General features: G+C 70.5%; 22 protein-coding genes and 1 other RNA gene. 8 read left to right on the plus strand and 15 right to left on the minus strand.

The annotated features are described in order from the left end of the window. Positions 1-9 precede the first annotated feature (9 nt). Both M4D54_RS05740 and M4D54_RS05745 read left to right on the plus strand, forming a co-directional pair. The gene (locus tag M4D54_RS05740) at positions 10-1,227 is read left to right on the plus strand and encodes a glycine C-acetyltransferase (RefSeq protein ID WP_193864727.1); all 1,218 of its coding nucleotides are present in this window, start codon (positions 10-12) and stop codon (positions 1,225-1,227) included. A 218-nt stretch (positions 1,228-1,445) separates the two neighbouring features. Continuing rightward, positions 1,446-2,315, plus strand: a complete 870-nt coding sequence (locus M4D54_RS05745) for a sugar phosphate isomerase/epimerase (protein WP_259890675.1) — start codon at positions 1,446-1,448, stop codon at positions 2,313-2,315. Between the two features lie 64 nt (positions 2,316-2,379). Here M4D54_RS05745 and M4D54_RS05750 read toward each other — a convergent pair whose 3' ends face one another. The 15 genes from M4D54_RS05750 to M4D54_RS05825 all read right to left on the minus strand — a co-directional run bounded on the left by M4D54_RS05750 (position 2,380) and on the right by M4D54_RS05825 (position 16,326). Further along, on the minus strand, positions 2,380-3,324 hold the full coding sequence (locus M4D54_RS05750; protein WP_193864725.1) for a cation diffusion facilitator family transporter: 945 nt from the start codon (positions 3,322-3,324) through the stop codon (positions 2,380-2,382). 182 nt (positions 3,325-3,506) lie between these two features. After that, positions 3,507-3,878: a transfer-messenger RNA gene (gene ssrA / locus M4D54_RS05755) on the minus strand. Positions 3,879-4,098: 220 nt separating this feature from the next. After that, positions 4,099-5,004: a hypothetical protein gene (locus tag M4D54_RS05760; protein ID WP_193864724.1), complete on the minus strand. Its 906-nt coding sequence runs from the start codon at positions 5,002-5,004 to the stop codon at positions 4,099-4,101. 164 nt (positions 5,005-5,168) lie between these two features. Then, complete coding sequence (smpB, locus tag M4D54_RS05765) at positions 5,169-5,690, minus strand: SsrA-binding protein SmpB (protein ID WP_228018478.1); 522 nt, start codon at positions 5,688-5,690, stop codon at positions 5,169-5,171. 184 nt (positions 5,691-5,874) lie between these two features. Next, positions 5,875-7,161 (minus strand): murein hydrolase activator EnvC, encoded by a 1,287-nt coding sequence (locus M4D54_RS05770; protein ID WP_193864723.1) that lies wholly within the window; start codon positions 7,159-7,161, stop codon positions 5,875-5,877. A gap of 2 nt (positions 7,162-7,163) precedes the next feature. Then, positions 7,164-8,081 (minus strand): permease-like cell division protein FtsX, encoded by a 918-nt coding sequence (gene ftsX / locus M4D54_RS05775; protein ID WP_259789213.1) that lies wholly within the window; start codon positions 8,079-8,081, stop codon positions 7,164-7,166. Next, positions 8,078-9,025, minus strand: coding sequence for a cell division ATP-binding protein FtsE (ftsE, locus tag M4D54_RS05780; protein WP_193864721.1), 948 nt, complete (start codon positions 9,023-9,025; stop codon positions 8,078-8,080). The genes ftsX and ftsE overlap by 4 nt, the downstream gene beginning before the upstream one ends. 131 nt (positions 9,026-9,156) lie before the next feature. Further along, positions 9,157-10,275, minus strand: a complete 1,119-nt coding sequence (prfB, locus tag M4D54_RS05785) for a peptide chain release factor 2 (RefSeq protein ID WP_193864720.1) — start codon at positions 10,273-10,275, stop codon at positions 9,157-9,159. Positions 10,276-10,311: 36 nt separating this feature from the next. After that, positions 10,312-11,508 carry a glycerate kinase gene (locus tag M4D54_RS05790; protein WP_193864719.1) on the minus strand — a complete coding sequence of 399 codons (1,197 nt, stop codon included), beginning with the start codon at positions 11,506-11,508 and terminating at the stop codon, positions 10,312-10,314. Further along, positions 11,505-11,912 carry a pilus assembly protein TadG-related protein gene (locus M4D54_RS05795; RefSeq protein WP_228018477.1) on the minus strand — a complete coding sequence of 136 codons (408 nt, stop codon included), beginning with the start codon at positions 11,910-11,912 and terminating at the stop codon, positions 11,505-11,507. Before M4D54_RS05795 ends, M4D54_RS05790 begins: the two co-directional genes overlap by 4 nt. Before the next feature lie 59 nt (positions 11,913-11,971). Further along, on the minus strand, positions 11,972-12,415 hold the full coding sequence (locus tag M4D54_RS05800; RefSeq protein WP_259789215.1) for a hypothetical protein: 444 nt from the start codon (positions 12,413-12,415) through the stop codon (positions 11,972-11,974). Between the two features lie 43 nt (positions 12,416-12,458). After that, entirely contained in the window at positions 12,459-12,803 is a 345-nt protein-coding gene (locus M4D54_RS05805) for a TadE family protein (protein WP_259789216.1), read from the minus strand. A 486-nt stretch (positions 12,804-13,289) separates the two neighbouring features. Then, entirely contained in the window at positions 13,290-14,234 is a 945-nt protein-coding gene (locus M4D54_RS05815; protein WP_193864716.1) for a type II secretion system F family protein, read from the minus strand. Then, on the minus strand, positions 14,231-15,103 hold the full coding sequence (locus M4D54_RS05820; RefSeq protein ID WP_193864715.1) for a type II secretion system F family protein: 873 nt from the start codon (positions 15,101-15,103) through the stop codon (positions 14,231-14,233). Before M4D54_RS05820 ends, M4D54_RS05815 begins: the two co-directional genes overlap by 4 nt. Continuing rightward, on the minus strand, positions 15,100-16,326 hold the full coding sequence (locus M4D54_RS05825; protein WP_193864714.1) for a CpaF family protein: 1,227 nt from the start codon (positions 16,324-16,326) through the stop codon (positions 15,100-15,102). The genes M4D54_RS05820 and M4D54_RS05825 overlap by 4 nt, the downstream gene beginning before the upstream one ends. A 314-nt stretch (positions 16,327-16,640) precedes the next feature. On the opposite strand from M4D54_RS05825, the gene M4D54_RS05830 reads away from it, so the two are divergent. The 6 genes from M4D54_RS05830 to M4D54_RS05855 all read left to right on the plus strand — a co-directional run bounded on the left by M4D54_RS05830 (position 16,641) and on the right by M4D54_RS05855 (position 24,302). After that, positions 16,641-17,861: a YihY/virulence factor BrkB family protein gene (locus tag M4D54_RS05830; RefSeq protein ID WP_193864713.1), complete on the plus strand. Its 1,221-nt coding sequence runs from the start codon at positions 16,641-16,643 to the stop codon at positions 17,859-17,861. A gap of 1 nt (position 17,862) precedes the next feature. Continuing rightward, on the plus strand, positions 17,863-18,609 hold the full coding sequence (locus tag M4D54_RS05835) for an SOS response-associated peptidase (RefSeq protein ID WP_193864712.1): 747 nt from the start codon (positions 17,863-17,865) through the stop codon (positions 18,607-18,609). A gap of 130 nt (positions 18,610-18,739) precedes the next feature. Then, a complete protein-coding gene (locus tag M4D54_RS05840; protein ID WP_228018472.1) occupies positions 18,740-20,098 on the plus strand; it encodes a sensor histidine kinase in 1,359 nt (452 codons plus the stop codon). Next, a complete protein-coding gene (locus M4D54_RS05845) occupies positions 20,095-20,784 on the plus strand; it encodes a response regulator transcription factor (RefSeq protein ID WP_193864711.1) in 690 nt (229 codons plus the stop codon). Before M4D54_RS05840 ends, M4D54_RS05845 begins: the two co-directional genes overlap by 4 nt. A gap of 210 nt (positions 20,785-20,994) precedes the next feature. Beyond that, a complete protein-coding gene (locus M4D54_RS05850) occupies positions 20,995-21,774 on the plus strand; it encodes an ABC transporter ATP-binding protein (protein ID WP_193864710.1) in 780 nt (259 codons plus the stop codon). Beyond that, a complete protein-coding gene (locus M4D54_RS05855; RefSeq protein WP_259890676.1) occupies positions 21,774-24,302 on the plus strand; it encodes an ABC transporter permease in 2,529 nt (842 codons plus the stop codon). Before M4D54_RS05850 ends, M4D54_RS05855 begins: the two co-directional genes overlap by 1 nt. Positions 24,303-24,335: the final 33 nt, after the last annotated feature.

A 24,335-nucleotide genomic window follows, 5' to 3' on the forward strand; every position in this document is an offset into this window, starting at 1 on the left:
AGGAACCCCGTGTACACGGACCTCAAGGATCAGCTGACCGCCGAGCTCGCACAGATCGAGGAGGCCGGGACCTTCAAGCACGAGCGGGTGATCACCACCGCTCAGTCGGGCCGCATCACCGCGGGCCCCATCGGCCGTGACGGCTCTGAGGTGCTGAACTTCTGCGCCAACAACTACCTGGGCCTGGCCGATCACCCCGACCTGGTCGCCGCCGCCCACGATGCCCTCGATGAGCGAGGTTTCGGCATGGCCTCGGTGCGCTTCATCTGCGGCACCCAGGACCTGCACCTCCGGCTCGAGGACGCCATGAGCGAGTTCCTGGGGACCGAGGCCACCATCCTGTTCTCCTCCTGCTTCGACGCCAACGGGGCCGTGTTCGAGCCCCTGTTCGGCAAGGAGGACGCCATCATCTCCGACGAGCTGAACCACGCCTCCTTGATCGACGGCATCCGCCTTTCCAAGGCGGCGCGCTTCCGCTACCGCAACGCCGACATGGCGGATCTGCGCACCCAGCTGGAGGCAGCCGCGCAGCTGCACGACGGCAAGGGCGCTCGCCGCACCGTGATCGTCACCGACGGGGTGTTCTCCATGGACGGGTACCTGGCACCGCTGGAGGAGATCTGCGACCTCGCCGAGGAGTTCGGCGCGCTGGTGATGGTGGACGACTCCCATGCGGTGGGCTTCATGGGCGCCACCGGGGCCGGCACACCGGAGCACTTCGGGGTCTCGGATCGGGTGGACATCTACACCGGTACCTTCGGCAAGGCGCTGGGCGGCGCGAGCGGCGGCTATGTCTCCGGTCGCGCCGAGATCATCGCCATGCTGCGGCAGAAGGGCCGTCCCTACCTGTTCTCCAACTCCCTGGCACCGGCGATCGTGGCCGCCTCGATCAAGGCCCTCGAGCTGGTGGCCGCCTCGCACGAGCTGCGCGGCACGCTGTTCGACAATGCAGCCCGGTTCCGCCGACGCATGGGCGAGGAGGGCTTCGAGCTGCTGGACGGCGAGCACGCGATCGTCCCGGTGATGTTCGGGGACGCCGCGCTGGCCGGTCGGATCGCCGATGCGATGCTCGAGGAGGGCGTGTACGTCACCGCGTTCTCCTACCCGGTGGTGCCGCGCGGAAGGGCTCGCATCCGCGTGCAGCTCTCCGCCGCGCACACCGAGGAGGACATCGAGGCCTGCGTGCAGGCGTTCGTGCGCGCTCGGGACCGGGTGCAGGCGAGCTGAGCCCCGGTCAGCCACCGCTGCGCGCGACGGCAACCGCTGCCAGCGCGGGCACGGGCTCTGCTTCGGCTGAGCCGCGGGTGGTGGCCGGCCCCGCTCGGCTGGGCGCCGATCCTGCCCGGTGCCGTGCCCCCGTCACGACAACGGGCGGCAACCTGCCGCAGCGGGACGGGTCGCGCTGGATAGGCTGGTGCGCACCCTACTGCCTCGAGGAGAGTGCCATGGCGCGCATCGGAATCCAGCTGATGATGCTGAGGGACCACATCGCCGAGCAGGGGGTGCTGCCGGTCCTGGAGCGGGTGCGCGAGACCGGCTACAGCGTCGTGGAGGTCTCCCAGATCCCGATGACCGCGCAGAACGTGGCCGACATGGAGCGGGCTCGCACGGAACTGGGCATCGAGTACGCCGCGATCTCCGCGAAGACCACCGCGCCGCCCTCCTCCCAGGACCAGACTCTGGCCGAGCACTTCGATCTGCTGGTGAAGGAGGCGCAGACGCTCGGCACCTCCATGATCCGGATCGGCATGATGCCGATGGAGGCCATGCGCTCCCCGGAGGCGTTCTTCGCGTTCTGCGATGAGACCGAGCAGTACGCGGCCCGGATGCAGGAGGCGGGCATCTCGCTGAGCTACCACAACCACCACGTGGAGTTCGCCCGGATCGACGGGCGCACGCTGCTGGAGCACCTGCGCGAGAAGGCCCCGAGCCTGCGCTTCGAGATCGACTGCCACTGGGTGCAGCGCGGCGGCCGCGACCCGGAGCGCACCCTGCAGCAGTTCGACGGCGTGCTGGACATGGTGCATCTGAAGGACTACCGGATCACCCTTCCCCCGGCCGAGGTGCTGGCGGCGATGGATGCAGGGGACACCACCGCCTTCCCCACCTACTGGCAGGGCTCCATCGTGCAGTTCGCCGAGGTGGGACAGGGAACCCTGGACTGGGCACCGGTGATCGAGCAGGGCATCGCCTCCGGTGCGGAGCACCTGCTGGTGGAGCAGGACCTCACCTACGGGCGCGACATCTTCGAGTCGCTGGCGATGAGCAGGGCGCACCTGGTGGAGCTGGGGTACGGGGCACTGATCGACGGCTGAGCCGACAGTCGGCGCTGTCCGCGCCCTGGCGGCCCGATGTGCGCGCGCCATGGGCTGGCTGTGGTCACTCGTGCAGGGCGGCCCAGGCCTCCTGGCGGCGGATCTCCTCCGTCTCCAACTGGATCGTCGAGTGCTCGAACGCGATCGGGAAGTGGCTGCGCAGGCAGGACTGCACGTCGGCGAGGATCTGCGGGGCATGACCGGATTCGAAGCAGCCGTCCGCGATCACCACGTGCGCCGAGATCACCGGCAGGTCGCTGCCGATTGCGGAGGCGTGCAGGTCGTGCAGGTCTACCACGTGGTCCAGCGCCAGGATGTGCTCGCGGACCTCGTCCAGATCGACACCGCGCGGGGTGTACTCCATGAGGATCCGCAGGGTCTCGTGGAGGATCCGGAACGCCCGGGGGACGATCAGGGCGGCGATGAACAGTCCCGCCAGTGCATCGGCCCGCTGGAACCCCGTGGTGGCGATGACCACGGCTGCCACGATGACGCCCAGGGACCCCAGGGCGTCGTTGACCACCTCGAGGGTGGCGGCCCGCAGGTTCAGGTTGGCCGATCCGCTGCCCGAGAGGATCAGGATGGAGACGATGTTGGCCGCCAGGCCGACGACGCCGAAGATCAGCAGCTCCCGGGAGGGCACCTCCGGCGGCGCGGCGAGCCGCGAGAGCCCTTCGACCGCCGTGTACAGCCCCACCACCAGCAGCAGCACCGCCTGCCCGAGGGCGGCGATGACCTCGATGCGCGCGAAGCCCCACGTGCGCGCGCTGCTGGGCGGACGCAGCATCATGGTGGCGGCGATCAGCGCCACGGCGAGTCCCGAGGCGTCCGCGAGGGCGTGGACGGTGTCCGTCAGCAGTGCCAGGGAGCCGGTGATCACGCTGCCCACGGCCTGGACGAGCACGATCACCAGGGTGATCCCGAAGGCGAAGGCCAGGCGCCCACGGGCGGTGCGGGCGCTGCTGTGGGCGTGACCGTGGGTGTGGCCGTGCGAATGGACCCCGGCCATCAGAACCGATCCCGCACACGCGTCATGTCCATACCGGAGATGGTACCGATGGGGCGGGAGCGCCGGCGCCGGGTGCAGCCAGGCGCGTGCGAGAAATGCTCACCGCGTGATGACGACGCATGCAGAAGGCCCCCTCCCCCGCGCATCAGCGCAGGGGAGAGGGCCTTCTGGTACTTCTCATCGAGTGGAGACGGCGGGAATCGAACCCGCGTCCGATAGTGCGAAGCCAGGGCTTCTCCGGGCGCAGTCCGTGAAAGGCGCTTTCTCAGTCCCGACGCTCGCACGGACACGTCGTCGACGGACTCAGTCACTCTGAGGTGTTCACCCGGCCCCGATGACGAGGGACGGAAGCAGTGGCTCCTTTGATGATGGAACGATCCGGGTCAGGAGCACGCCCGGGGTTCCAGACTGCTGTCGCTGATCAGGCAGCGAGAGCGAAGTCAGTGCGCTTGGGTTCGGCACTTATTGGTTTCCAGAGGACATTAACGAGTTGACTCTGGATTCTCGGCCCGCTTCCCCTCGCTGGACAACTACCGTCGAAACCGATCGTCCCCGAGCGTGGAGCAGTGGCATGGAGCGGCAGCTGATGGGCTGCCGGTGCACTCGATGTTCACTTGTCAATCAGAGGAATCCTCAGCCGTACGGCTGGTGGACCCTCGTCCACGGTCATACCAGTGTAGCCGGTGGCGCGCGTTCGCCCAAGGTCTTTTCTACGTGGGCAGGCCCACCGGGATCCGGGGAATACCGGGTCCGGTGGGCCTGCGGACGGGCGGATCAGCCCGATTCGCCCTCGGTGGACTGGTCGCCGATCTCCAGGGCCACCAGCAGCCCGGGGTCGGAGTCCACGAACCACACAGCCATCGCCTCGGCATCGAAGCCGGCGTCGGTCGAGTGCTCCCAGACGACGTCGCACCCGACGGGATCCGGGGAGCCGGCCGGGAGCGCACCCTCGCACTCGGTCACCGCGATCGGGGAGTCGAGGGGGGCGTACCCGGCATCGCTGTTCGCAGTGGCCTGGACAGCCTCGCCGAGCTCCGCGGCACTCAGCTCATCCGTGCCGAACATGGAGCCCTGCCCCACTCCGACGAGATGGTTGTCCTGATCGGTGAAGGTCTCCAGTGCCTGCGCCGATGGCGGGGCACCGATGCTCACCAGCAGTGCCGGGGAACCGGCCGGGTCGAACCCCACCGGCGCGCGTACCGCCATCACGGTCAGCTCCTGCTCCCCGTCGAGGCCCTCCATGTCGAAGGATGCCGTGCAGTTCACGGAGGACCTATCGGTGTAGGCGAGCTCGCCGTCGCAGGAGGGGGCGGTACGGTCGCTGATCACCTCGTGCCCGGCAAGCACGCCTGCCAAGCCGTCACCGGTGAGCGTCCACGGGGTCTGCGAGGTGTCCACGGCCTCCTCCACCCCGTCGACGATGTAGAGCACGGCCGGCGGCCTGCCTGCACTGCCCCGGGCCTCCGGGGCATCCGCCCCTCCCCCGTCGCTCGCTCCGACCTCCGACTGGTCGTCGGTGGCCTCATCGGAGTCGGTGGCGGTGCCTCCGCCGTCCGATGATGCCGGGCCCTGGTCGCCCCCGGTCGCCTCCTCGCCCGCTGTCGGCTGATCGACCGGTTCTGCATCGTTGCTGCATCCGACCATGCCGAGTGCCAGCACGGCGGCCGCCACTCCGGTCATGAGCGCTCGAGCCGTGCGGCCCGCCCTGGTCGTGCGCGATTCCCTCATCGGTACCCCTTCGTGGTCGAGCTGCTCCTCGCAGCTCCGTCGGTGTGCCTGGTCCGGCGCACGCCAACTGTATAAGGGAACCCAACATCAGCTCAAGCGATAGTAAAACTGTGTGGTCAGACGAGTTCTCGCCGGCGCATCGCGCGCTGGGCCTCACGCAGATCCTGCTGTTCGCGCAAGGTGTGCCGCTTGTCCCACTCCTTCTTGCCGCGGGCCAGGGCGATCACCACCTTCGCGTGGGATCCGAGGAAGTACATCTCCAGCGGGACCAGGGTGTAGCCCTTCTCACGGGTCTTCCCGGCGAGCTTGGCGATCTCGTGCTTGTGCAGCAGCAGCTTGCGCTTGCGGCGGGCGGCATGGTTGGTCCAGGTGCCCTTCACGTACGGGGCGATGTGCACGGCATCCATCCACACCTCGCCGCCATCGAGATAGCAGTAGCCGTCGACGAGGGAGGCACCGCGGTCACGGAGGGACTTCACCTCGGTGCCGGTCAGCACGATGCCGGCCTCCCAGGTGTCATCGATGTGGTAGTCGTGACGGGCCTTCTTGTTGGAGGCGATGAGCTTCTTGACGGGTCCGTCCGCAGCGCCCTGCCTCTTCGCGGCCTTGGTCGCCTTCTTCTCGGCCTTCGTGGCCATGGTCCCTCCTCACCTCGTGATCCACCAGCGCCACCGTTCGGCCTCACCGGAGCCGACGCGGTCCCCGCGCCAGCGTCCCAGCCTACGCGCCGCTCCTGGTCGTGTGCGAGCGATTATGCGCAGGGCGCGAGGGCACGGCACCGGGCGCCGGCCTCAAAACCGCTCCCGGGCGGCGCGTCCTGGTTCAGATGTACTTCGCGGGGTTGACGGCGTTGCCGTCCTCGTGGATCTCGAAGTGGAGGTGGCAGCCGGTGGAGCTTCCGGTGGTGCCCACGTAGCCCACGGTCTGCCCGGCTGAGACGCTCGCCCCCACCGGAAGTGCGAAGCCTTGCAGGTGGTGGTAGGAGCTGGTGATCAGCTTGCCGTTGTGGATGCCGTGGCTGAGCACGATCTTGTTGCCGGCGCCGCGGTTGTAGGTGCGCTGGATGACGCGGCCGGACTGGGTGGCGCCCACCGGGACGCCGCAGGCGGAGGGGAAGTCCACCCCGGCGTGGAGGCGGCGGGTGCGGTAGATCGGATGCACGCGCCAGCCGAAGTTGGAGTTCAGGCGCTCACCGACGGGGCGGGTCCATCCGCTGCCCGAGGGCGTGACTGCGGGCTGCGCCCCGCCGCTGCCGCTGCTCTCCTCCCGCTCGCGCTCCTTGCGGGCCAGCTCGGCGATCTCGTCGTCGAGGGAGGAGCTGCGCGACTCCAGGTTCTGCTCGTCGTCCTCGTACTGCTTCTTCTTGTCCTCGAGGTCGTCGCGCTGCTGCGTCTGCTGCGCATACAGGTCGTCGAGCTCCTGCTTGGCGTCCTCGGCGTCCTGCTCGGCCTGGGTCTTCCGCTCGAGGGTCTCCTCGGCCTCGGCCTTGAGGTCGTCGATCTCCTCGCGCACGGCGGTGAGGCGGTCGGCGGAGTTCTCGCTCACGGCCTGGTCGGTGCGCAGGGTGTCCAGGCGCGACCCCTGGGACGCCATGGTGAGGCGGTAGTTCATGGTGCGATCCACCGTGTCCTGGGGGCTGCCGCCCACGAAGACGGTGGCCGGGTTGGGAATCCCCGCGCCCTTGTAGGCCGACAGTGCCACCTGGGCGAGCTCGTCGTCGGTGCGGTCGACCTCGTCCTGGCCGGCGGCGACCTCGTCCTCCAGCTCCTTCTCCTCGTCCTGGGCCTTGCTCAGCCGTTCGCCGACCTCGCGGTCCTCCTCCTCGGCGATCGCGAGCTCCTCCCGGGCGTCGTCGAGAGCGTCCTGGGCCTGAGGGATCAGCAGCTCGGTCTCGGCCAGTTCCATGTAGGTGTCGGCGAGGTCGTCGTTGACCCCGTCCAGCTCCAGGCGGAGGTCCTCGAGCTGCTGCTCGATCGAATCGCGCTCGGCGATCTTGTCGTCCTTGGACCCCTCCGCGAGCGCCGTGGTCGGCACCGCCAGCAGCGGGAACAGCACCATCAGTGCGGAGGCGAGCACGCACAGCGGGCGGCGCAGGAGGCGATCGGTCATGCTCACACCTTCAGGTAGCGGTTCAGGGAGACCACACAGGACACGATGGACAGCGCCGCGCCCAGCACGATGATCACCGGCGCCGCCCACACCAGGTCGGCGGTTCCCACGGTGATCAGCTGGGGGCCGAGGGTCTCCACCAGCCAGCCCTCGACGATGTACCGCAGGCCCACCCACAGCATCGCTGAGGCGATCACTCCTCCGATGAGGGCGGCCGCGGCGCCCTCGAGCAAGAACGGTGCCCGGATGAACACGTTGGAGGCTCCCACCAGGCGCATGATCGCGATCTCGCGGCGGCGGTTGGCCACCGACATCCGGATCGTGGTGGCCACCAGCAGAGCGGCGGCGACCAGCATCAGCACCGCCAGTCCCAGGGCGAACATCGTGGACTGGTTGAGCACGTCGATGAACGGGGCGAACACGCTGAGCAGGTCGGTGACCTCGTCCACGCCGTCGCGTCCCTGGAAGAACTCGACCACCGCGTCGGAGTCCTCCGCGTTCTTCAGCGTGATGTGGAAGGAGACGGGCATGTCCGCGGCCGTGAAGTTCGAGACGAACCCCTCCCCCGCGAACTGCTCCTGGTAGATCTCCAGGGCCTCGTCCTGACTGCGTTCGGAGAACCTGTCGATGTACGGGGAGAGCACGTCCCCCTCGAGGGCCTCGCGCGCGGAGTCGATCTGCGCATCGGTGGCCGCTCCCCCGGCGCACGAGGCCGCCGTCGAGTGGGGCGAGCACATGAAGATGGTCACCTGCGACTGCTCCACCAGGGTGTTCTTCATCTCCAGGATCTGCTTCTGCATCAGCAGGCCGGTGCCCACGAAGGTCAGGGAGACCGCGGTGACGATCACCACCGAGATCACCATGGAGATGTTGCGCCACAGACCGGTGAGGATCTCGCTGAGGATGTACCGCGCCCTCATCGTGCGGACTCCGGATCGTGCAGGTCCTCGGCGAAGGCCTCGTCCTCCTCGCGCAGGTGGGCATCGCGCTCGTCGAGCAGGTCGTCGCCGTCATGGGGGACGCGGTGGGATCCGCCCGCCTGTCTCCCGGGACGGTCGTCGGGGGAGCGCTGGGCATCATCGGTGCTGTCCCGGTGATCCGTCTCCGGATCGGCGAGGGCCTGTGCGTCGAGGTCCTCGGCCCCGTCGGGGAGGTTGCCGGAGATGACGCTCTCCGGGGCGACGGACTCGTAGGTGCCGTGGGCGTCGTCGCGCACCACCCTGCCCGCGACCATCTCCACCACTCGGCGGCGCATGCGGTCGACGGCGGTGCGGTCGTGAGTGGCCATCACCACGGTGGTGCCGCGATCGTTGATCTCGGCCAGCAGGTCCAGGATTCCCTCCGCGGTGGAGGGGTCGAGGTTGCCTGTGGGCTCGTCGGCCAGCAGGATCGAGGGGCGGTTGACGTAGGCCCGGGCGATGGCCACGCGCTGCTGCTCACCGCCGGAGAGCTCGTGTGGCAGGCGGCGGCCCTTGTCCTCCAGTCCCACCATCTCCAGCATCTCGGGCACCAGGCGCCGCACCACCTTGCGGGGGGTGCCGATCACGGCCAGGGCGAACTCGATGTTCTGGTAGGCGGTCTTGGAGGGCAGCAGGCGGAAGTCCTGGAACACCATGCCGATGTCGCGCCGCAGCGCCGGCACCCGCCACGAGGGGATGCGGGAGAGGTCCTTGCCGGCCACGTGCACGGTCCCACTGGTGGGCGCGGTCTCCTTGAGCACCATGCGCATCAGGGTCGACTTGCCGGAACCGGAGGCCCCCACCAGGAACACGAACTCCCCGCGGGCGAACTCGATATCGAGGTTCTCCACCGCGGGGTTCTGTCCACGCATGTACGTCTTGGTGACGTCGTCGAAACGGATCACGAGCGCCTGTCGGGGTCGGGGAAGCTGAGCGCTTCCAGGGTAGGCGCCCCAGGAGCAGATGCGCCGTTGCCACCGTCACCGGGACGGTCAAGTCCTGGTCAAACCTCGGTGCGCAGCGGGACTCGACGGGATCAGGCGTCGGATTCCTTGCCCTGCTCGGCGCGCCAGCGGATGCCGGCGTCGATGAACTCGTCGATCTCGCCGTCGAACACGGAGGAGGGATTGCCCTCCTGGTACTCGGTGCGCAGGTCCTTCACCATCTGGTACGGGTTCAGCACGTAGGAGCGCATCTGGTCGCCCCAGCTGGCCTTCACGTCCCCGGCGAGCTCCTTGCGCTCGGCGGCCTCCTGCTCCTTCTTCAGCAGCAGCAGGCGGGACTGCATCACGCGCAGCGCGGCGGCACGGTTCTGGATCTGGGACTTCTCGTCCTGCATGGACACCACGATCCCGGTGGGGATGTGGGTCATGCGCACGGCGGAGTCGGTGGTGTTCACGCTCTGACCACCGGGGCCGGAGGAGCGGAACACGTCGATCTTCAGCTCGTTCTCGGGGATCTCGATGGAGTCGGTGGACTCGATCAGCGGGATCACCTCGACGGCGGCGAAGGAGGTCTGGCGCCGGCCCTGGTTGTCGAAGGGGCTGATGCGCACCAGGCGGTGGGTACCGCCTTCGACGGAGAGGGTGCCGTAGGCGAAGGGGGCACTGACCTCGAAGGTCACGGACTTCAGTCCGGCCTCCTCGGCGTAGGAGGTGTCCATCACCTTGGTGGAGTACCCGTGGCGCTCCGCCCACCGCAGGTACATGCGCAGCAGCATCTCGGCGAAGTCCGCTGCGTCCACGCCGCCGGCGCCGGCGCGGATGGTGATCACCGCGTTGCGCTCGTCGTACTCGCCGGAGAGCAGGGTGCGCACCTCGAGCTCGTCGAGGGACTTGCGAATGGCGGCGAACTCCGCCTCGGCCTCGGCGAGCGCCTCGGCGTCGTTCTCCTCGGCGGAGAGCTCGACCATGATCTCGAGGTCGTCGATGCGCTGGCCGAGCTCGGTGACGCGGCGCAGCTCGGCCTGGGCGTGGGACAGGGCGGAGGTGACGCGCTGGGCGTTGTCGACGTCGTCCCAGAGGTTCTGGTCCGATGCCTCCTTCTCGAGCTCGGCGATCTTCGCCTCGAGCGCGCTGACGTCCGTCACCTGCTCGATCGAGCTCAGGGTCGAACGGAGGTGCGGGATCTCTGCGGAGAAGTCGATGGCTGCCACAAGGGGGGAGTCTACGGCAGTGCTGCCGGGGAGCCGTCAGGAGGGTTCCCGGCCCTGGCCGAGCCGGGCCTCGCTCAGGTGCGCACCGATCTTGCGGCCGACGTCCTCGAGCAGCTCCTCGGTGCGGGCCATGGCCTGGGCGCTGCCGCCGGCCCGGGAGAGCAGGTCCCAGGCCCGCTCGATGCGGGCCTCACGCAGGCGGGACGGGTCCAGCCGGACCGCGCCGGCCACGGCGAGCACCGGCAGGCTCCGGGCGGCGGCGCGGCGCGCCACTTCGGCGGGGCCCTTGCCCTGGAGGGTCTGCTCATCGAGCGCTCCCTCCCCGGTGATCACCAGGTGGGCGCTATCGAGGTGCTGGTCGAAGCCGGCGAGCTCGAGCACGGCGTCGGCCCCGGAGCGCGGGAGCGCACCGAGCAGGTGCAGGGCGAAGCCCGCTCCCCCGGCCGCCCCAGCACCGGGCCGGTCCCGGAGGTCACCGCTGGGGTCGAGGACGGCGGCGGCCCGCTCGAGGATCGCCTCGGCCTCGTCGATCTCGGTGGCGGCGAGCCCCTTCTGCGGGCCGAACACGCCAGCAGCGCCCTCGGGCCCCAGAAGGGGGCTGGTGACGTCGCTGGCGATGATCAGCTGCACCCCGTCCAGGGCTTCTCGGGCAGGGTCCAGGTCCGCGGTCACCAGGCGCGCAAGACCGTCGAGCCCTGGCCCGATGCCGACCCCGTCCGCATCGAGCAGCCGCGCCCCCAGCCCCTGCAGCAGCCCTGCCCCGAGATCGGTGGAAGCGCTGCCGCCCAGGCCCACCATCACACTGCGAGCGCCCGCGGTGACGGCGGCGAGGATCAGTTCCCCGAGACCGCGGGTGGAGGCGGTGCGGCCGGCGAGATCGCCCCCGGGGAGTGCTTGGAGGCCGACGGTCTCGGCCAGTTCGACCACGGCGGTGCCGTCGGACCCCTGGGCCCAACGGGCGGCGCGCTTCTTCCCGGTGGGCCCGGTGACGGTGGCGGGGTGCTCGGTGTACCCGGCGGTGAGGGCGGCGTCAACGGTGCCGTCGCCGCCGTCGGCGATGGGGCAGTGGATCAGGCGGACCTCGGGGGCCGTGGCCGAGATGCCGCGGGCGAGAGCCTTCGCCACCTGGGCGGCGGTGGCCGAACCCTTGAACTTGTCGGGAGCCAGCAGCACGGTGTCGGCTGCTGACCGGAGCGGGCTGTGCGGGGAGCTCACTGCTGCGCCTGTGTTCATCGTGAGCGTGCCTGCCCTTCGACCGTGAGGGGGACGGCGATGCCCGTGCCCCGGGTGAACCATCCTGCCAGCGGTGGGTGGGTGGTGGCCGAGAGCTGGATGCGCACCGTGCCATCCGTGTCCACCTGTACCCCGGTGATGTCGAGATCCTCGGTTCGGGTGGAGTCGATCGGGTAGGTGGACAGATGCTCGATCGCGGCGGAGCGCGCATCGGCCTCGGAGGGGACGCCCCCGGATCCGTGGCCGTACAGGTCGGCAGGGTCCAGCGCCTGGGTGGCGGCCAGGGCGGCTCCGTCGGCGGCGTGCTGGAGCCGGTTGCGCTCCAGGTGCACCCCGGTGATCGAGGTGCCCACGGCGATCACCATCAGGATCACCACCAGGACGCCGGTGGTGAGGATCGTCATCGATCCATCGGTGCTGCGCAGCCGCGTCATCAGCGCGCCTGCTCCGTTCCCGCGCGGGATCATCCGTTGCCTGCCCGGTACTGGTCCACCTGCACCGCGTGTCCGGAGCTCACGGCCACCGGGCCCTTCTGGCCGAGGACCGGCCCGAGCCCGGGAATCGGCACCGGGATCCGGACGGTGGCAGTCACGGTGCCGCCGGCGGTGGCACAGGGATCGTGGGTGCAGGAGACCTCCACCGCATCGCGAGCGGACAGACCGAAGTCCTCCAGGACCATCTCGGCGTGATCGCTGCTGCGCTGCTGGGCACGCACGGGTTCCTGCTCGACGGCATGGATGCGGGCAGTGTCCCGGGCGATGATGTCGGCGGCGAAGACAGCGGACTGCACGGATCCCAGGGTCAGCACCAGGTACAGGGCAGGGAGCAGCAGTGCGACGGCCAGCACCACGAACTCCACCAGCGCATTGCCGTCCTCGGCCCGCCATCGGCGGTACAGAGTTCGCACGACATCCCTCCTTCCATCGTGACGAGCGTGGAGCGGTATCCGACTACCAGGTGCTCTCGTCGATCGCACGCCCTTCCACCTGCAGACCGGCCGAGGGCCCGATCATCCCCACCAGGGGCAAGGTGGCGCTCACCTGGACGCGAATGGTCCCGCTCCCGTCCGTGGTCGCTGTGGCCTCGGCATCGAGCGAGTCACCGAAGCGACCGCTGATGAGGGACTCGGCTCGGGCAGCACCGTCCTCGGGTGTCGAGCCGACCAGTGCCGCATGGTGCGCGCCCTGGACAGCCGCATCGATCAGGGTGTTGCGAGTGTGGAGTATCAGCGCCGCCTGGATCACCCCGAGCGCGATCATGATGATCAGCACGGACACCAGCGGGAACTCTGCCACGGCCGATCCGTCCTCACCGCGCAGCCGACGCGCCAGCCCCGCCAGAGGGCGCGGCCGGAGCGGGAGCGCCGGGGCCATCGCACCCACCATGGGCTGTCTCAGAGCTCCTCACCGAGGAACGGGCGCAGGGCGTTGTTGAAGATCGCCACGAACTGCTCGGATGCGATCGCCCACAGGGCGACCACGATCGCCGCGGTCATGAGCGTGATCATCACCCACCCCGGGACATCGCCCCTGTCAGCGGCGAGGCGAGCAAGAAGGCGCGCCCCCAGGGACGCACGTCGTCGGGGCTGGGACGGGATCGACGGGCTCTCCTGCCTGGATCGGACGGTGCGTGGGGCGACGGCGGATCGGGTGAGTCGGGTGCGGTGGATGGTCATCTCAGCCTCCTGGGGTGAGGCCCGGGAACCGTTCCCGGGCGAATGATGGGTTGTCAGGTCGATCGTTCACGGGGGGATCCTGGGCTTTCGGGGGTGATGGGCGCGTTCACAGGCTGATCTCCAGGACTGCGAGACCCGGGAAGATCGCGAACACGATCACCAGGGGAAGAACGAAGAAGACGACCGGGATCAGCATCAGCACCTCCCGCTGGCCGGCGGTCTCCATCAGCTGGCGCTTGGACGCCTCCCGTGCGTCCTGGGCCTGGGCCCGGAGCACCTCCGCCAGCGGGGTGCCGCGTTCGATGGCGATCGAGACCCCTTCGCCGAAGCGCGCCAGCGATTCGAGCGGGGTGCGGGAGCCCATTGCGGCCAGGGCCTGGGACACGCTCGACCCCGCGCGGATCTCCGCGACGGTGGCGGCGAACTCGTCCGGCAGCGCACCTGAGGATGATCGTGCCACCCGCTCCATGGCAGCGATCGGGCTCTCGCCGGCGGCCACCGCCAGGGCCAGCAGATCGGCCACCGTGGGGAACTCCCGGGCCATGCGCGCCGCTCGCCGCTTGATCTCGACGCCCAGGAGGTAGTCGCGCAGCAGGATGCCCGAGACCGTGCCGAGTACGACGATCACCAGACCCACCAGCGGGCTGGCACCGCGGATCCCGACCGCTGCCAGTCCCGCTGCCAGGCCGAGCACGAGCCCCGCTGCTCCGAACACGACCTGCTCGATCCGGAAGGAGTCCGCGCTGCTGCGTCGGCCGGCCATTCGCAGGCGCCGCTCCAACTGATCCGCACCGCCGGTGAGGCGCTCCAGCACACCGATGGCACGCACCGCTACCGGCCCCAGGAGGGCCTCGAGGACCACCCTGGATCGTCCGCGCGGCCCCGCGGAGTCCAGCAGCGCACTCGCCGAGCTCCTTCGCAGGTAGGGATCGATGCGTGCCGCGAGATCCCGCTGTCGCAGCCACGGCAGGCGCCCGGCGATGAGAGCGAGGCCGGTCCCGAGCACCAGGCCCAGCAGAGCCCCGGCCACCACGGTTCCCGGGGCGCTCATCGCAGCACCCTCTCGTCCTGCGGGAGCCGCGCGATCATCAGCATCACCCGGTAGGCCACCAGCGACACGGCACCGCCGATCAGGATCATCACCAGTCCGGCCGTGGAATCGTAGGCCTGGGCGGCCTGAGGACGGGTGGACATCAATGCCAGGACGATCCACGGTGCGGCCAGGGCCAATCGGGCGGCGTTGATCGTCCACGACTGCCGGGCCTCGAGCTCGGACCGGGTGCGGGCGTCCTCCCGCAGGAAGGAGGAGAGGGTACGCAGCAGGATACCGAGATCGGTACCGCCGACATCGCGGGTGATCCGCAGGGCCTCGACGATCCGATCCCCGACGGGATCGGCCAGCCGGACCTTGAGCCGATCCAGGCTGTTGGAGAAGTCTCCACTGGCCTGGTAGTCACGGCTGAACTCGACGAAGGCGGGCTGCAGCTGCTCGGGCCCCTTCCTGCTGAGCTGCACCAGAGCCTCGGGAAGCGACATTCCCGCGCGGATCGCCGAGGCGATGTGATCGACTGCCTCGGGCCACACCTCTCGGAGGGCCGTGGTGCGGCGCCGGGCTGCGGCCCGCAGCACCATCATGGGCAGGAGGCTCGCCACCAGCCCGAGTGCGAGGGCAGGGACCACAGCTCCGGATGGCGCCCATACAGCGGCGGCCACCACCAGGCCGAGACCGGCACTCAGCGCGGGCACCGCTGCCGGGGTTACCGTTCCCAGGCCCACCCTCACCAGATCGTCCCGCATCCGGTCGAGCAGACCGGCCACCGGCCCGGGACGGCTCTGGCTCTCCTCCTGCTCCCACATCGACCACCAGATCGCCAGCAGGCCCAGGCCGGCCATGAGCCCCAGGAAGGCGCCGTCTGTCATGCCGCCCTCCGCCCGCCCAGCAGGCGTGAGAGGTCGTGCCCGGCACGGGCGAAGCGCTCGGGGTGAGGCGGATGGCCGTCCCCCCGCACCAGCCTGTCATCACGCAGCGAGAAGATGTCGGAGACCTCGATGACATCGTTCTCGACGCGGCCGGTCAGGCCCGCGATCTCACGCACGCGCCGGCGGCCGTCCGCCAGCATGTCCAGGTGGACCACCAGATCGATCGACCCGGCGACCGTGGGCACGACGAACCTGCTGGACACGTTCTCACCAGCAAGAAGGGGAAGCGTGCACAGCTTCGTGACCGCATCGCGCGCCGAGTTGGCGTGGATCGAGGCCAGTCCCGGCAGTCCGCTGTTCAGCGCTATCAGCATGTCCAGCGCCTCGGCCTCACGCACCTCCCCGACGATGATCCGACTGGGCCGCATGCGCAGGGCCTCCTTGACCAGGCGGCGCATCGAGATCTCGCCGGTCCCCTCCAGATTGGCCTGCCGGGTCTGCATGGCAACCACATCGCGCAGTCCCAGGTCGAGCTCGAAGACCTCCTCGATGGTGACGACGCGTTCCCGGGCACCCACCGACTGGGCCAGGCACCGCAGGAAGGTCGTCTTGCCGGCGCCGGTTGCCCCGGACACGATCACGTTGAGCCCGGAGGCCACCGCGGCATCGAGGAAACCTGCGGCCTGGGGTGTGAGCGAGCCCAGCCCCACCATGCCCTCCAGGTCGTGCGCTCGAGCCACGAACTTCCGGATGTTGACGGCGAAGTGGGTGCGGGTGACCGCAGGGATGACACAGTGCAACCGGGAGCCGTCGGGCAGGAGCGCGTCCACGAACGGGGTGGAAAGGTCCAGGCGCCGGCCGGAGCTGACCAGCATCCGCTCGACGATCCCGCGCACCTCGGCGTCGGTGAGCACGAGCGGTGTCAGCTCGCTGCGCCCGTTGCGGGCGACGAAGACCTCGCTGGGCGAGTTCAGCCAGATCTCCTCGACGGACGGATCGTCCAGCATCTCCTGCAGGGGACCGAAGCCGCCGATCCGGGCAGCCACCTCCGCGATCAGCGGATCCATGTCGTGCACCAAGGGCACCGTGCCGGTGGAGGCCCGCCGGTCGTAGTCAGCGGCGACCTCCCGGATCAGCGGCTCCAACTGGTCCCCGCGCACGTCCAGACCTCGGCGGCGGATCAGTTCGCGCGATTCGCTCTCGAGGATCGTGACGGCATCCACCACGTCTTCTCCCCCTTGTGCTCCGAGCTCGGCGACTCCGATGTGATGTGGTCATCACGCCGGCCACGGTAGGCAGTTGTGCTCCCCGGCGCACTGCCCGGCCGTGGATTGTGGATAACCGCGAGCGCGCGCCCGATCCGTGTGGACAACCCCGGCCCGGACGATCCGCCCCTCGCGCGGCCACGGACCACCCGGTCCTTCCCACCCGCAGTCGGACCAGCCTCCCCTGATCGTGGCAGGATGAGGGCGCACCAGGTGCAGCACCCCGTGCCGCACGGTCCCCGAGTGCACCCCGATCCCCCAGGAGAGTGTTCATGGCCGTCTCGACCGATAAGTCGACCGAGAAGAAGGGCACCCGCCTGAGCGGGCAGTCCATCAAGTACATGGCCAAGCGGGTGCTCACCGAGTTCTCGCGCGACGGCGGGACGGACCAGGCCGCGAAGCTCACCTACTTCATGGTGCTGTCGATCGCTCCCACCCTGCTGGCGCTGTTCTCCCTGGCCACCCTGCTGCTGTCGGACCTCAAAGATGAGATCGCGGAGCTGATCAAGCAGGCCGCCGCGTCCTCCTCGGGGGCCTCCGAGCAGGGCCTGGGCAGCCTGGTCGACTCCACCGTCGAGTCCCTGATGGGATCGGCGACCGGCGGCACCATCGCCCTGATCATCGGTATCGCCACCGCGCTGTGGTCCGCCTCCGCGTACGTCAAGGCGTACTCGCGAACCTCCAACCAGATCTACGACATCCCCGAGGGCCGCGGCTTCGTGAGGCAGACCGGCACCATGCTCGCGATCACCCTGGGGCTGATCCTGAGCCTGCTGATCATCGCGATCTCGATCCTGCTGAACCAGACCCTGGTGGACGCCCTGCTGGGGCCGATCGCCAGCACCATCGGCGCCGGTGGACTGCTCACCTTCCTCACCGAGTCGTTCCTGCCGATCTGGGCCTGGGTGAAGTGGCCCGTGATCCTGCTGTTCCTGTTCGTGATCCTCTCGCTGCTGTACTGGGCCGCCCCGAACATCAAGAAGCCGTTCCGCCTGGTCTCCCCCGGCGGTGTGTTCGCGGTGCTGGGCATCATCATCGCGGCGGTGGCGGTGTCGATCTACATGGCCACCCTGGCCAGCTACTCCAGCTACGGTGCGATCGGCAGCATCATGGCGGTGCTGTTCGCTCTGTGGGTGATCAACATCGTGATCATCATGGGTGCCGAGGTGGATGCCGAGTACGAGCGTGCGATGGAGCTCGAGTCCGGCAAGCCCGCCGAGGATTCCCTCACCCTCCCGCTGCGCGACGACGAGGGCGCCAAGAAGCAGGAGGAGAAGTACCAGGGAATCGTGGACGACGGCCGCGACATCCGCCTGCAGAACCTGCACCGCGACTCTGACTCCTACGTCTCCGAGGATGCCCGCCTCACCCCCCGCGCGGGCACCGAGGGCGGCTCCTCCGTTCCCTCAGAGGGCGAGATCGACCCCGAGACCGGGTCCCTCGGCACCAAGGGAGACGGCACGAGCGAGCCGAACGGCCCCAAGGGCGTCTGAGATGTGCGGCCGCTTCGCCTTCTACCAGGAGATCGAGCCGCTGCTGGATGACCTGGGCGCGGTGGACCTCACCGATCCGGGCCTGCGCAAGCGCTGGAACATCCCTCCCACCGCACCGATCCACGTGGTCACCGAGTCGATCGACAAGGAGACCGGTGAGGTGCTGCGGGCCCTGCGGGTGGCCCGCTGGGGGTTGCTGCCCCCGTTCGCGAAGGACGAGTCCTTCTCCTCGCGCACGTTCAACGCGAGACGGGAGACCATCGCCGAGAAGCCCAGCTTCCGCGGCAGCCTGGCGCGGCACCGGGCGATCGTCCCCATGGACGGGTACTACGAGTGGGTGCGGGGCGAGGACGGCAAGCGCAAGCAGCCGTTCTTCATCGCCCCGGCCGACGGCTCCCGCCTGTACATGGCAGCCCTGGTCTCCTGGTGGAAGGGTCCCGGCGGTCACCAGGGCCCTGCGGCCAGTGACGACGGCGCCTTCCTGCTGAGCGCCACCATCATCACGCGCGAGGCCACCGGTGACCTCGCCCAGATCCACGACCGCACCCCGGTGATGCTCCCGCGCCACCAGGTCGAAACTTGGCTGGACACCTCGATGGATCACAAGGAAGCCGCCGCGGCCTGGATCAACGATGACGCGCACCTGCTGGATGACGCCCTGCTGGCTCCCCGCGAGGTAGATCCGGCCGTGGGACGAGTGGGAAACGAAGGGCCCGAGCTGCTCGAGCCGCCCCAGCGTCTGCTGTGACCGCAGCGTCACGCGGTCCGGGCCGTCCGGAGGCGAGAGCCGCACGCGTGACGGGCCCCGCAGGCACACGGCCCTTCCGTCCGACTGCGGTCTGACGCCGCGGCGCCGCCGCGCCCGTACTCTCGTGGACATGACCACCGGCCGCTCCCCCGACGCTCCCGCGGGGCCGCACAGCGCCGGTTCGGCCCCTCAGCCCGGCCGGACCGGTCGCGGATTCCGCGATCCCTTCCGCTGGATCATCGAGAACCCCGGCACCGTCGACCTGATCGGCTTCGGGACGGCCGCTGCGCTCATGCTGCTCTTCGGTCTCGGCGGCGGGGTGATCGGCTGGTGGGTGCCGTTCTCGGTTCCGATGGTGCTCGCGGGGGCGGTCTGCCGCACCCGCCCCCTGCTGGGAGTGATCGTGATCGGCGTGCTCGCCGTCTCCCACGTGCTGGTCGGCACCCCGGTCGTCGCGGGCGACGCGATGACCTTCTACGCGATGTTCTGCGCCGTCGCCTACGGCACCACCGCCGTGCACCTCATCGGTGTGGCCGCGGGGATGCTCGGGGTGCTCGTCCAGGCGAGCTGGTTCGGGATCGCCGCGCTGCTTAGCGAGTACGGCGGCGTCGGCCAGGCGGCGATCACCTTCGTGGGCCTGGGCATCATCGGCACGATCACGATCATCGCGATCTGGGCCCTCGCCAACCTGCAGCGGGCCCGGGTGCGTCAGCTCGCCCTGACCCGCGACCGGGCCGAGCAGGCGGTGCGCGAGCGGGAGCAGCGCACCGCGCTCGCCGTCGCCGACGAGCGCGCCCGCATCGCCCGCGAGATGCACGACGTCGTGGCCCACTCCCTCTCCGTGATCATCGCGCAGGCCGACGGCGGTCGCTTCGTCGCCTCCCAGAAGCCGGAGAAGGCCGTGGAGGTGCTCGGCACGATCGGAGAGACCGGCCGCGCCGCGCTCGCCGACATGCGCTCCCTGCTGGGCGTGCTGCGTCAGGAGGACGAGACCAGCTTCGGTCCGCAGCCGGGCCCCGAGCAGCTGCCCGAGCTGCTTGAGCGCGTCCGCGCCGCGGGCCTCGAGGTCGACCTCGAGGTCGAGGGCTCCCTCGGCCAGCTCCCCTCGTCGGTCGGCATGTCCGTGTTCCGCCTGGTGCAGGAGGCGCTGACCAACGTGCTCAAGCACGCCGGGCCCGGCGCGAGCGCCTCCGTGCGCCTGGTCCGAGGCGCCGAGGGCCTCGTGATCGAGGTCGTCGACGACGGCCAGGGCACCGACCCGACCTCCGACGGACTCGGCCACGGCCTGACCGGGATGCGGGAGCGGATGAGCGTGCTCGGCGGGGCGCTGCAGGCCGGGCCGCTCCCCTCCCGCGGCTACCGTGTGCGGGCGACCGTGCCGCTGCCCGCCATCCATGGCACGGCCGCCGAGGCCGACGGCCCCGCCTCCCCCTACACCACCACCGACCCCGGCCCCGCGGCCGACGACCCTCGAGGAGAGACCCCATGACCGAGATCGCCGACCATCCCCTGCGCGTCGCGCTGGTGGACGACCAGCCGCTGGTGCGCACCGGCTTCGCCATGGTGATCGACTCCCAGGACGACATGGAGGTCGTGCTGCAGGCCACCGACGGCGCCGAGGCCGTGCGCGAGCTGTCCGCCCGCAGCGTCGACGTGGTGCTGATGGACGTGCGGATGCCGCGGATGGACGGGATCGAGGCGACCTCGACGCTCCTGGAGCGGCTGCCCGTCGAGCGGGCCCCGAAGATCATCGTGCTGACCACCTTCGACCTCGACGAGTACGTGCTCGCCGCGATCCGCGCCGGGGCCAGCGGCTTCCTGCTCAAGGACGCCCAGCCCGAGGACCTCCTCGGCGCGATCCGCACGGTCCACCGCGGCGATGCGGTGATCGCCCCGTCGGCGACCCGTCGGCTCCTGGAACGGGTGGTCGCCACCCCCGAGCCCGCCGAGCAGGACAGCTCCGTCCTCGCGGAGCTCACTGAGCGCGAGCGTGAGGTGCTCACCCTGATGGGACGGGGCCGCTCGAACCGGGAGATCGGCGCGCAGCTGTTCGTCGCCGAGGCGACGGTGAAGACCCATGTGGGACGGGTCCTCGCCAAGCTCGGTGCTCGCGACCGGGTCCAGGCCGTGATCATCGCCTTCGAGACCGGGCTGGTCACCCCCGGCGAGCAATGACCCGCAGGCGGCGCCGGGCTCCGGCCCGCGCTGCCGCTCTCGCGCGCCGCGCGGTCGGTGGTCGAGGCCGCGTCATCCCTGGGTATGACGGTCTCCCCTCCCCCGGTCTCGCCCGGTCCGCAAGGCCGCGACCGGGGGCTGACGACTGCGGGGCCCCCGCTCGGGAAGCATCGGGGTCGACATCATGACCCCTTCGCGAAGGACTGCCCGATGACCACTGCCGCCCAGGCCGCTCCCCCGCCCTCCACCGACGCCTCCGGCGACCCCGTCGCGCTGCGCGCCCGCGCCGTGACCCGCACCTACGGCAGCGGCGCCGGCACCGTCACGGCGCTGGACGCCGTGGACCTCGACATCACCCGCGGCGCCTTCACCGCGATCATGGGCCCCTCCGGCTCGGGCAAGTCGACTCTGCTGCACGTCCTCGCCGGCCTCGACGAGGTCACCTCCGGCTCGATCGAGCTCGAGGGCGTAGAGATCACCTCGCTGCACGACGACGCCCTGACCCGCCTTCGCCGCGAGCGGATCGGCTTCGTGTTCCAGTCGTTCAACCTGCTGCCGATGCTGAGCGCGGAGCAGAACATCCTGCTCCCCCTCGAGCTGGCCGGGACCCGCGTGGACCGCGCCTGGCTGGACACGCTCACCTCGGCCTTCGGGATCGCGGACCGACTCGACCACCTGCCCTCCCAGCTCTCCGGAGGACAGATCCAGCGCGTGGCGATCTCCCGCGCGCTGGTCACCTCCCCGGCCGTGGTCTTCGCCGACGAGCCCACCGGCAACCTCGACTCCCGCACCACCGAGGAGGTGCTGGACTTCCTGCGCCTCTCGGTGGACGAGTTCGGCCAGACCGTCGTGATGGTCACCCACGAGCGGGACGCCGCCGAGCGCGCCGACCGGATCCTCACCCTCGCCGACGGTCGGATCGCCTCCGACGAGGACCTGCGCGGGATCCGCACCGCGCGCTCCGCGCCTCAGGGGCAGGAGCAGCGCTGATGGCTCGCTCCACCGTGAAGCTGACCCCGGTGCGCCGTCACCTCGCTGCGGTCGTCACCATCGCCCTGTCCTGCGCCTTCGTCGCGATCATGGTGCTGGCCGGGAACCTGATGCAGGCCTCCCTGCGCTCCCAGGCCTCCCAGATGTACGAGGGCGCGGACCTGGAGGTCCAGCGCGAGCTGTCCGATGAGGACTGGGCCTCCGAGGAGCCGCTTCCGGCCCCCGAGGTCGAGGGCGCCGAGGCCGTGTGGCCCGCGCCCCGCAGCTATCTCGAGGCGAGCTCGACGAGCGGCAGCGGGTTCTTCGAGGCCACGATGCTCCCGCCCGGCCAGGAGGACTCCCTCGAGGAGGGCTCCGCCGCCGGTGCCGAGTCCGAGATCGTGCTCTCCCGCTCCGCCGCCGACGCCCTCGAGGTGGGGGTCGGCGACCCGATCACCGTGCAGGGCTCCGGCCCGGCCAGGGGCGAGGACCCCGCGCAGGAGACGGAGCGGACGCTCACCGTCTCCGGCATCGCCGTCGACCCCGCCGGCGCAGTCTTCGGCGGCACCCCGCGCCTGATGCTCCAGGACGTCAACGCCGCCGCCCTGCTCGGGCCGACCGCCGGGACGACCACCGACACCTGGCTCGCCACGGTCCCCGACGGCGAGGACCCCGCCGCGGTGGCCGAGGCCGCCTCGGCCTCCGCCGCCGAGGGCATCACCGTGCGCGGCGTCGAGGAGGCCGAGGAGGAAGCCGCCAGCGCCCTCATGCAGGGCTTCGGAGCGCTCGGGATGTTCCTCGGCGTGTTCGTGGTGATCGCGCTGTTCACCAGCGCCGTCGTCATCGCGAACACCTTCGCCGTCACGCTCGCGCAGCGCACCCGCTCCCTCGCGCTGCTGCGCACCCTCGGCGCGACCCGCGCCCAGGTCCGCTCCGTGGTGCTGCGCGAGTCGCTGCTGGTCGGGCTGCTCGGCGCGGCGGTCGGCGTGGTCGCCGGGCACCTGCTGGTCCAGGCCGCGCTCGCGGGCGCCGCCGGGCTCGGCTGGCTGAACGGCGTCGCCCCGGTGCCGGTGAGCCTGTGGTCGGTGCTGCTTCCGCTGCTGGCGGGCGTCGCGATCGCCGTGCTCGCGAGCCTCGCCCCGATGCGCTCCGCCACCCGGGTCGCGCCGCTGCAGGCGCTGCGCCCGCAGCCGCCCGCCGTCACCCGCGGGCTCGGGGTGCGCGGCGTGCTGGGCCTGGTGGCCGTGGTGCTCGGCGTGGCCGCGCTCGTCGGCGGCACCGCGCTGGCCCTGAACGGGGTCGCCGCGCTCGGCATCCTCGCTGCGATCAGCGGCGGGGTGCTGAGCTTCACCGGCGTGATGCTCGTGCTCGTCACGCTCACCCGGCCCCTCGCGGCCCTCGCCGCCCGTCTCGGGGCGCTGCTGGGCGGGCTGCCCGCCCGGATCGCCGGGGCGAACGTGGCCCGCAACCCGCGCCGCAGCGCGGCGACGATCGCGGCCCTCCTGATCGGCACCACGCTCATGACGATGATGACTGTCGGCGCCCGCACTGCGGAGGCGACCCTGACCTCGGAGCTGGACTCCCGTCGGCCGATCGACCTGGTCCTCTCCGCGGAGGCGATGCCCGAGGATGCCGCCGAACGGGTCGCCGCGATCGAGGGCATGGATGCCGCCCACGCCGGGGAGCGCGGGGACGTCGAGGTCGGCGCCGGCGAGCCGATGACCCTGTACTCCGTGACCCCCGAGACGGTGCGGGAGGTCTCCCACCGTCCCGAGATGGCGGACGAGCTCGCCGACGGCACGGTGCTGCTCGGCCAGGAGCGGGCCGAGCGCTTCGGGGTCCACGACGGCCAGGTCCTCTCCCTCGAGGGGGCCGACGGGCAGAGCCACGACCTGCGCGTCCAGGTGGATGCGAACCTGCAGATGTCGCTGGTGACCCCGGCGACGCTCGAGCAGCTCCTCGGGGAGGGGACCACCCCGGTCGTGCTCGCTGACTTCGCCGATCCCGGCACCGCCGAGCGCGAGGGGATCGACGTGTTCGAGCTGCTCTCCTCGGTCGACGAGCTCTCCGCTTCCGAGGGCTTCGAAGGGGCGAGCAGCGTTCCCGGCGGCGCCGAGCGCGAGTCCTACGCGCAGATCCTCGACATCCTGCTGGGCATCACCGTGGCTCTGCTCGCGGTCGCGGTGCTCGTCGCCCTGGTCGGGGTCGCCAACACGCTCAGCCTCGGTGTGGTCGAGCGCACCGGGGAGAACGCGCTGCTGCGCGCCCTGGGCACGACGCGCCGGCAGATGCGGGCGATGCTCGGCTGGGAGGGAGTGCTGCTTGCCGCGGTCGGCGCCGTGCTGGGGCTGCTGATCGGGTCCCTCTACGGCGTGCTCGGGATCATCGCACTGCTGGGCTCGACCTATCCGGTCTCGATCACGATCCCCTGGGGCCGCCTCGTGATCGTGCTGGTGCTGGCCCTCGCCGCCGGGGCGCTGGCCTCGGTCCTGCCGGGCCGCGCCGCCGCGCGCACCGCCCCGGCCGCCGCCCTCGCCTCCGCGGAGTGAGGAGCTGAGGACAAAGGCGGTCGACGGCGCGGG

Origin of the sequence: Brachybacterium sp. p3-SID1565, from assembly GCF_025143785.1 — a bacterium.
GTDB classification, from domain to species: Bacteria; Actinomycetota; Actinomycetes; order Actinomycetales; family Dermabacteraceae; genus Brachybacterium; species Brachybacterium epidermidis.

Bases quoted from the DNA above. Each gene is read 5' to 3' on its own strand.
- M4D54_RS05840 (WP_228018472.1), top strand. From the start codon at position 18,740: ATGACCACCGGCCGCTCCCCCGACGCTCCCGCGGGGCCGCACAGCGCC.
- M4D54_RS05820 (WP_193864715.1), bottom strand. From the start codon at position 15,103: ATGACAGACGGCGCCTTCCTGGGGCTCATGGCCGGCCTGGGCCTGCTG.
- smpB (WP_228018478.1), bottom strand. From the start codon at position 5,690: ATGGCCACGAAGGCCGAGAAGAAGGCGACCAAGGCCGCGAAGAGGCAG.
- ftsX (WP_259789213.1), bottom strand. From the start codon at position 8,081: ATGAGGGCGCGGTACATCCTCAGCGAGATCCTCACCGGTCTGTGGCGC.
- M4D54_RS05830 (WP_193864713.1), top strand. From the start codon at position 16,641: ATGGCCGTCTCGACCGATAAGTCGACCGAGAAGAAGGGCACCCGCCTG.
- M4D54_RS05760 (WP_193864724.1), bottom strand. From the start codon at position 5,004: ATGACCGGAGTGGCGGCCGCCGTGCTGGCACTCGGCATGGTCGGATGC.
- M4D54_RS05815 (WP_193864716.1), bottom strand. From the start codon at position 14,234: ATGAGCGCCCCGGGAACCGTGGTGGCCGGGGCTCTGCTGGGCCTGGTG.
- M4D54_RS05795 (WP_228018477.1), bottom strand. From the start codon at position 11,912: ATGACGATCCTCACCACCGGCGTCCTGGTGGTGATCCTGATGGTGATC.
- M4D54_RS05835 (WP_193864712.1), top strand. From the start codon at position 17,863: ATGTGCGGCCGCTTCGCCTTCTACCAGGAGATCGAGCCGCTGCTGGAT.
- M4D54_RS05750 (WP_193864725.1), bottom strand. From the start codon at position 3,324: ATGGCCGGGGTCCATTCGCACGGCCACACCCACGGTCACGCCCACAGC.
- M4D54_RS05790 (WP_193864719.1), bottom strand. From the start codon at position 11,508: ATGAACACAGGCGCAGCAGTGAGCTCCCCGCACAGCCCGCTCCGGTCA.
- M4D54_RS05850 (WP_193864710.1), top strand. From the start codon at position 20,995: ATGACCACTGCCGCCCAGGCCGCTCCCCCGCCCTCCACCGACGCCTCC.
- M4D54_RS05845 (WP_193864711.1), top strand. From the start codon at position 20,095: ATGACCGAGATCGCCGACCATCCCCTGCGCGTCGCGCTGGTGGACGAC.
- M4D54_RS05855 (WP_259890676.1), top strand. From the start codon at position 21,774: ATGGCTCGCTCCACCGTGAAGCTGACCCCGGTGCGCCGTCACCTCGCT.
- M4D54_RS05745 (WP_259890675.1), top strand. From the start codon at position 1,446: ATGGCGCGCATCGGAATCCAGCTGATGATGCTGAGGGACCACATCGCC.
- M4D54_RS05770 (WP_193864723.1), bottom strand. From the start codon at position 7,161: ATGACCGATCGCCTCCTGCGCCGCCCGCTGTGCGTGCTCGCCTCCGCA.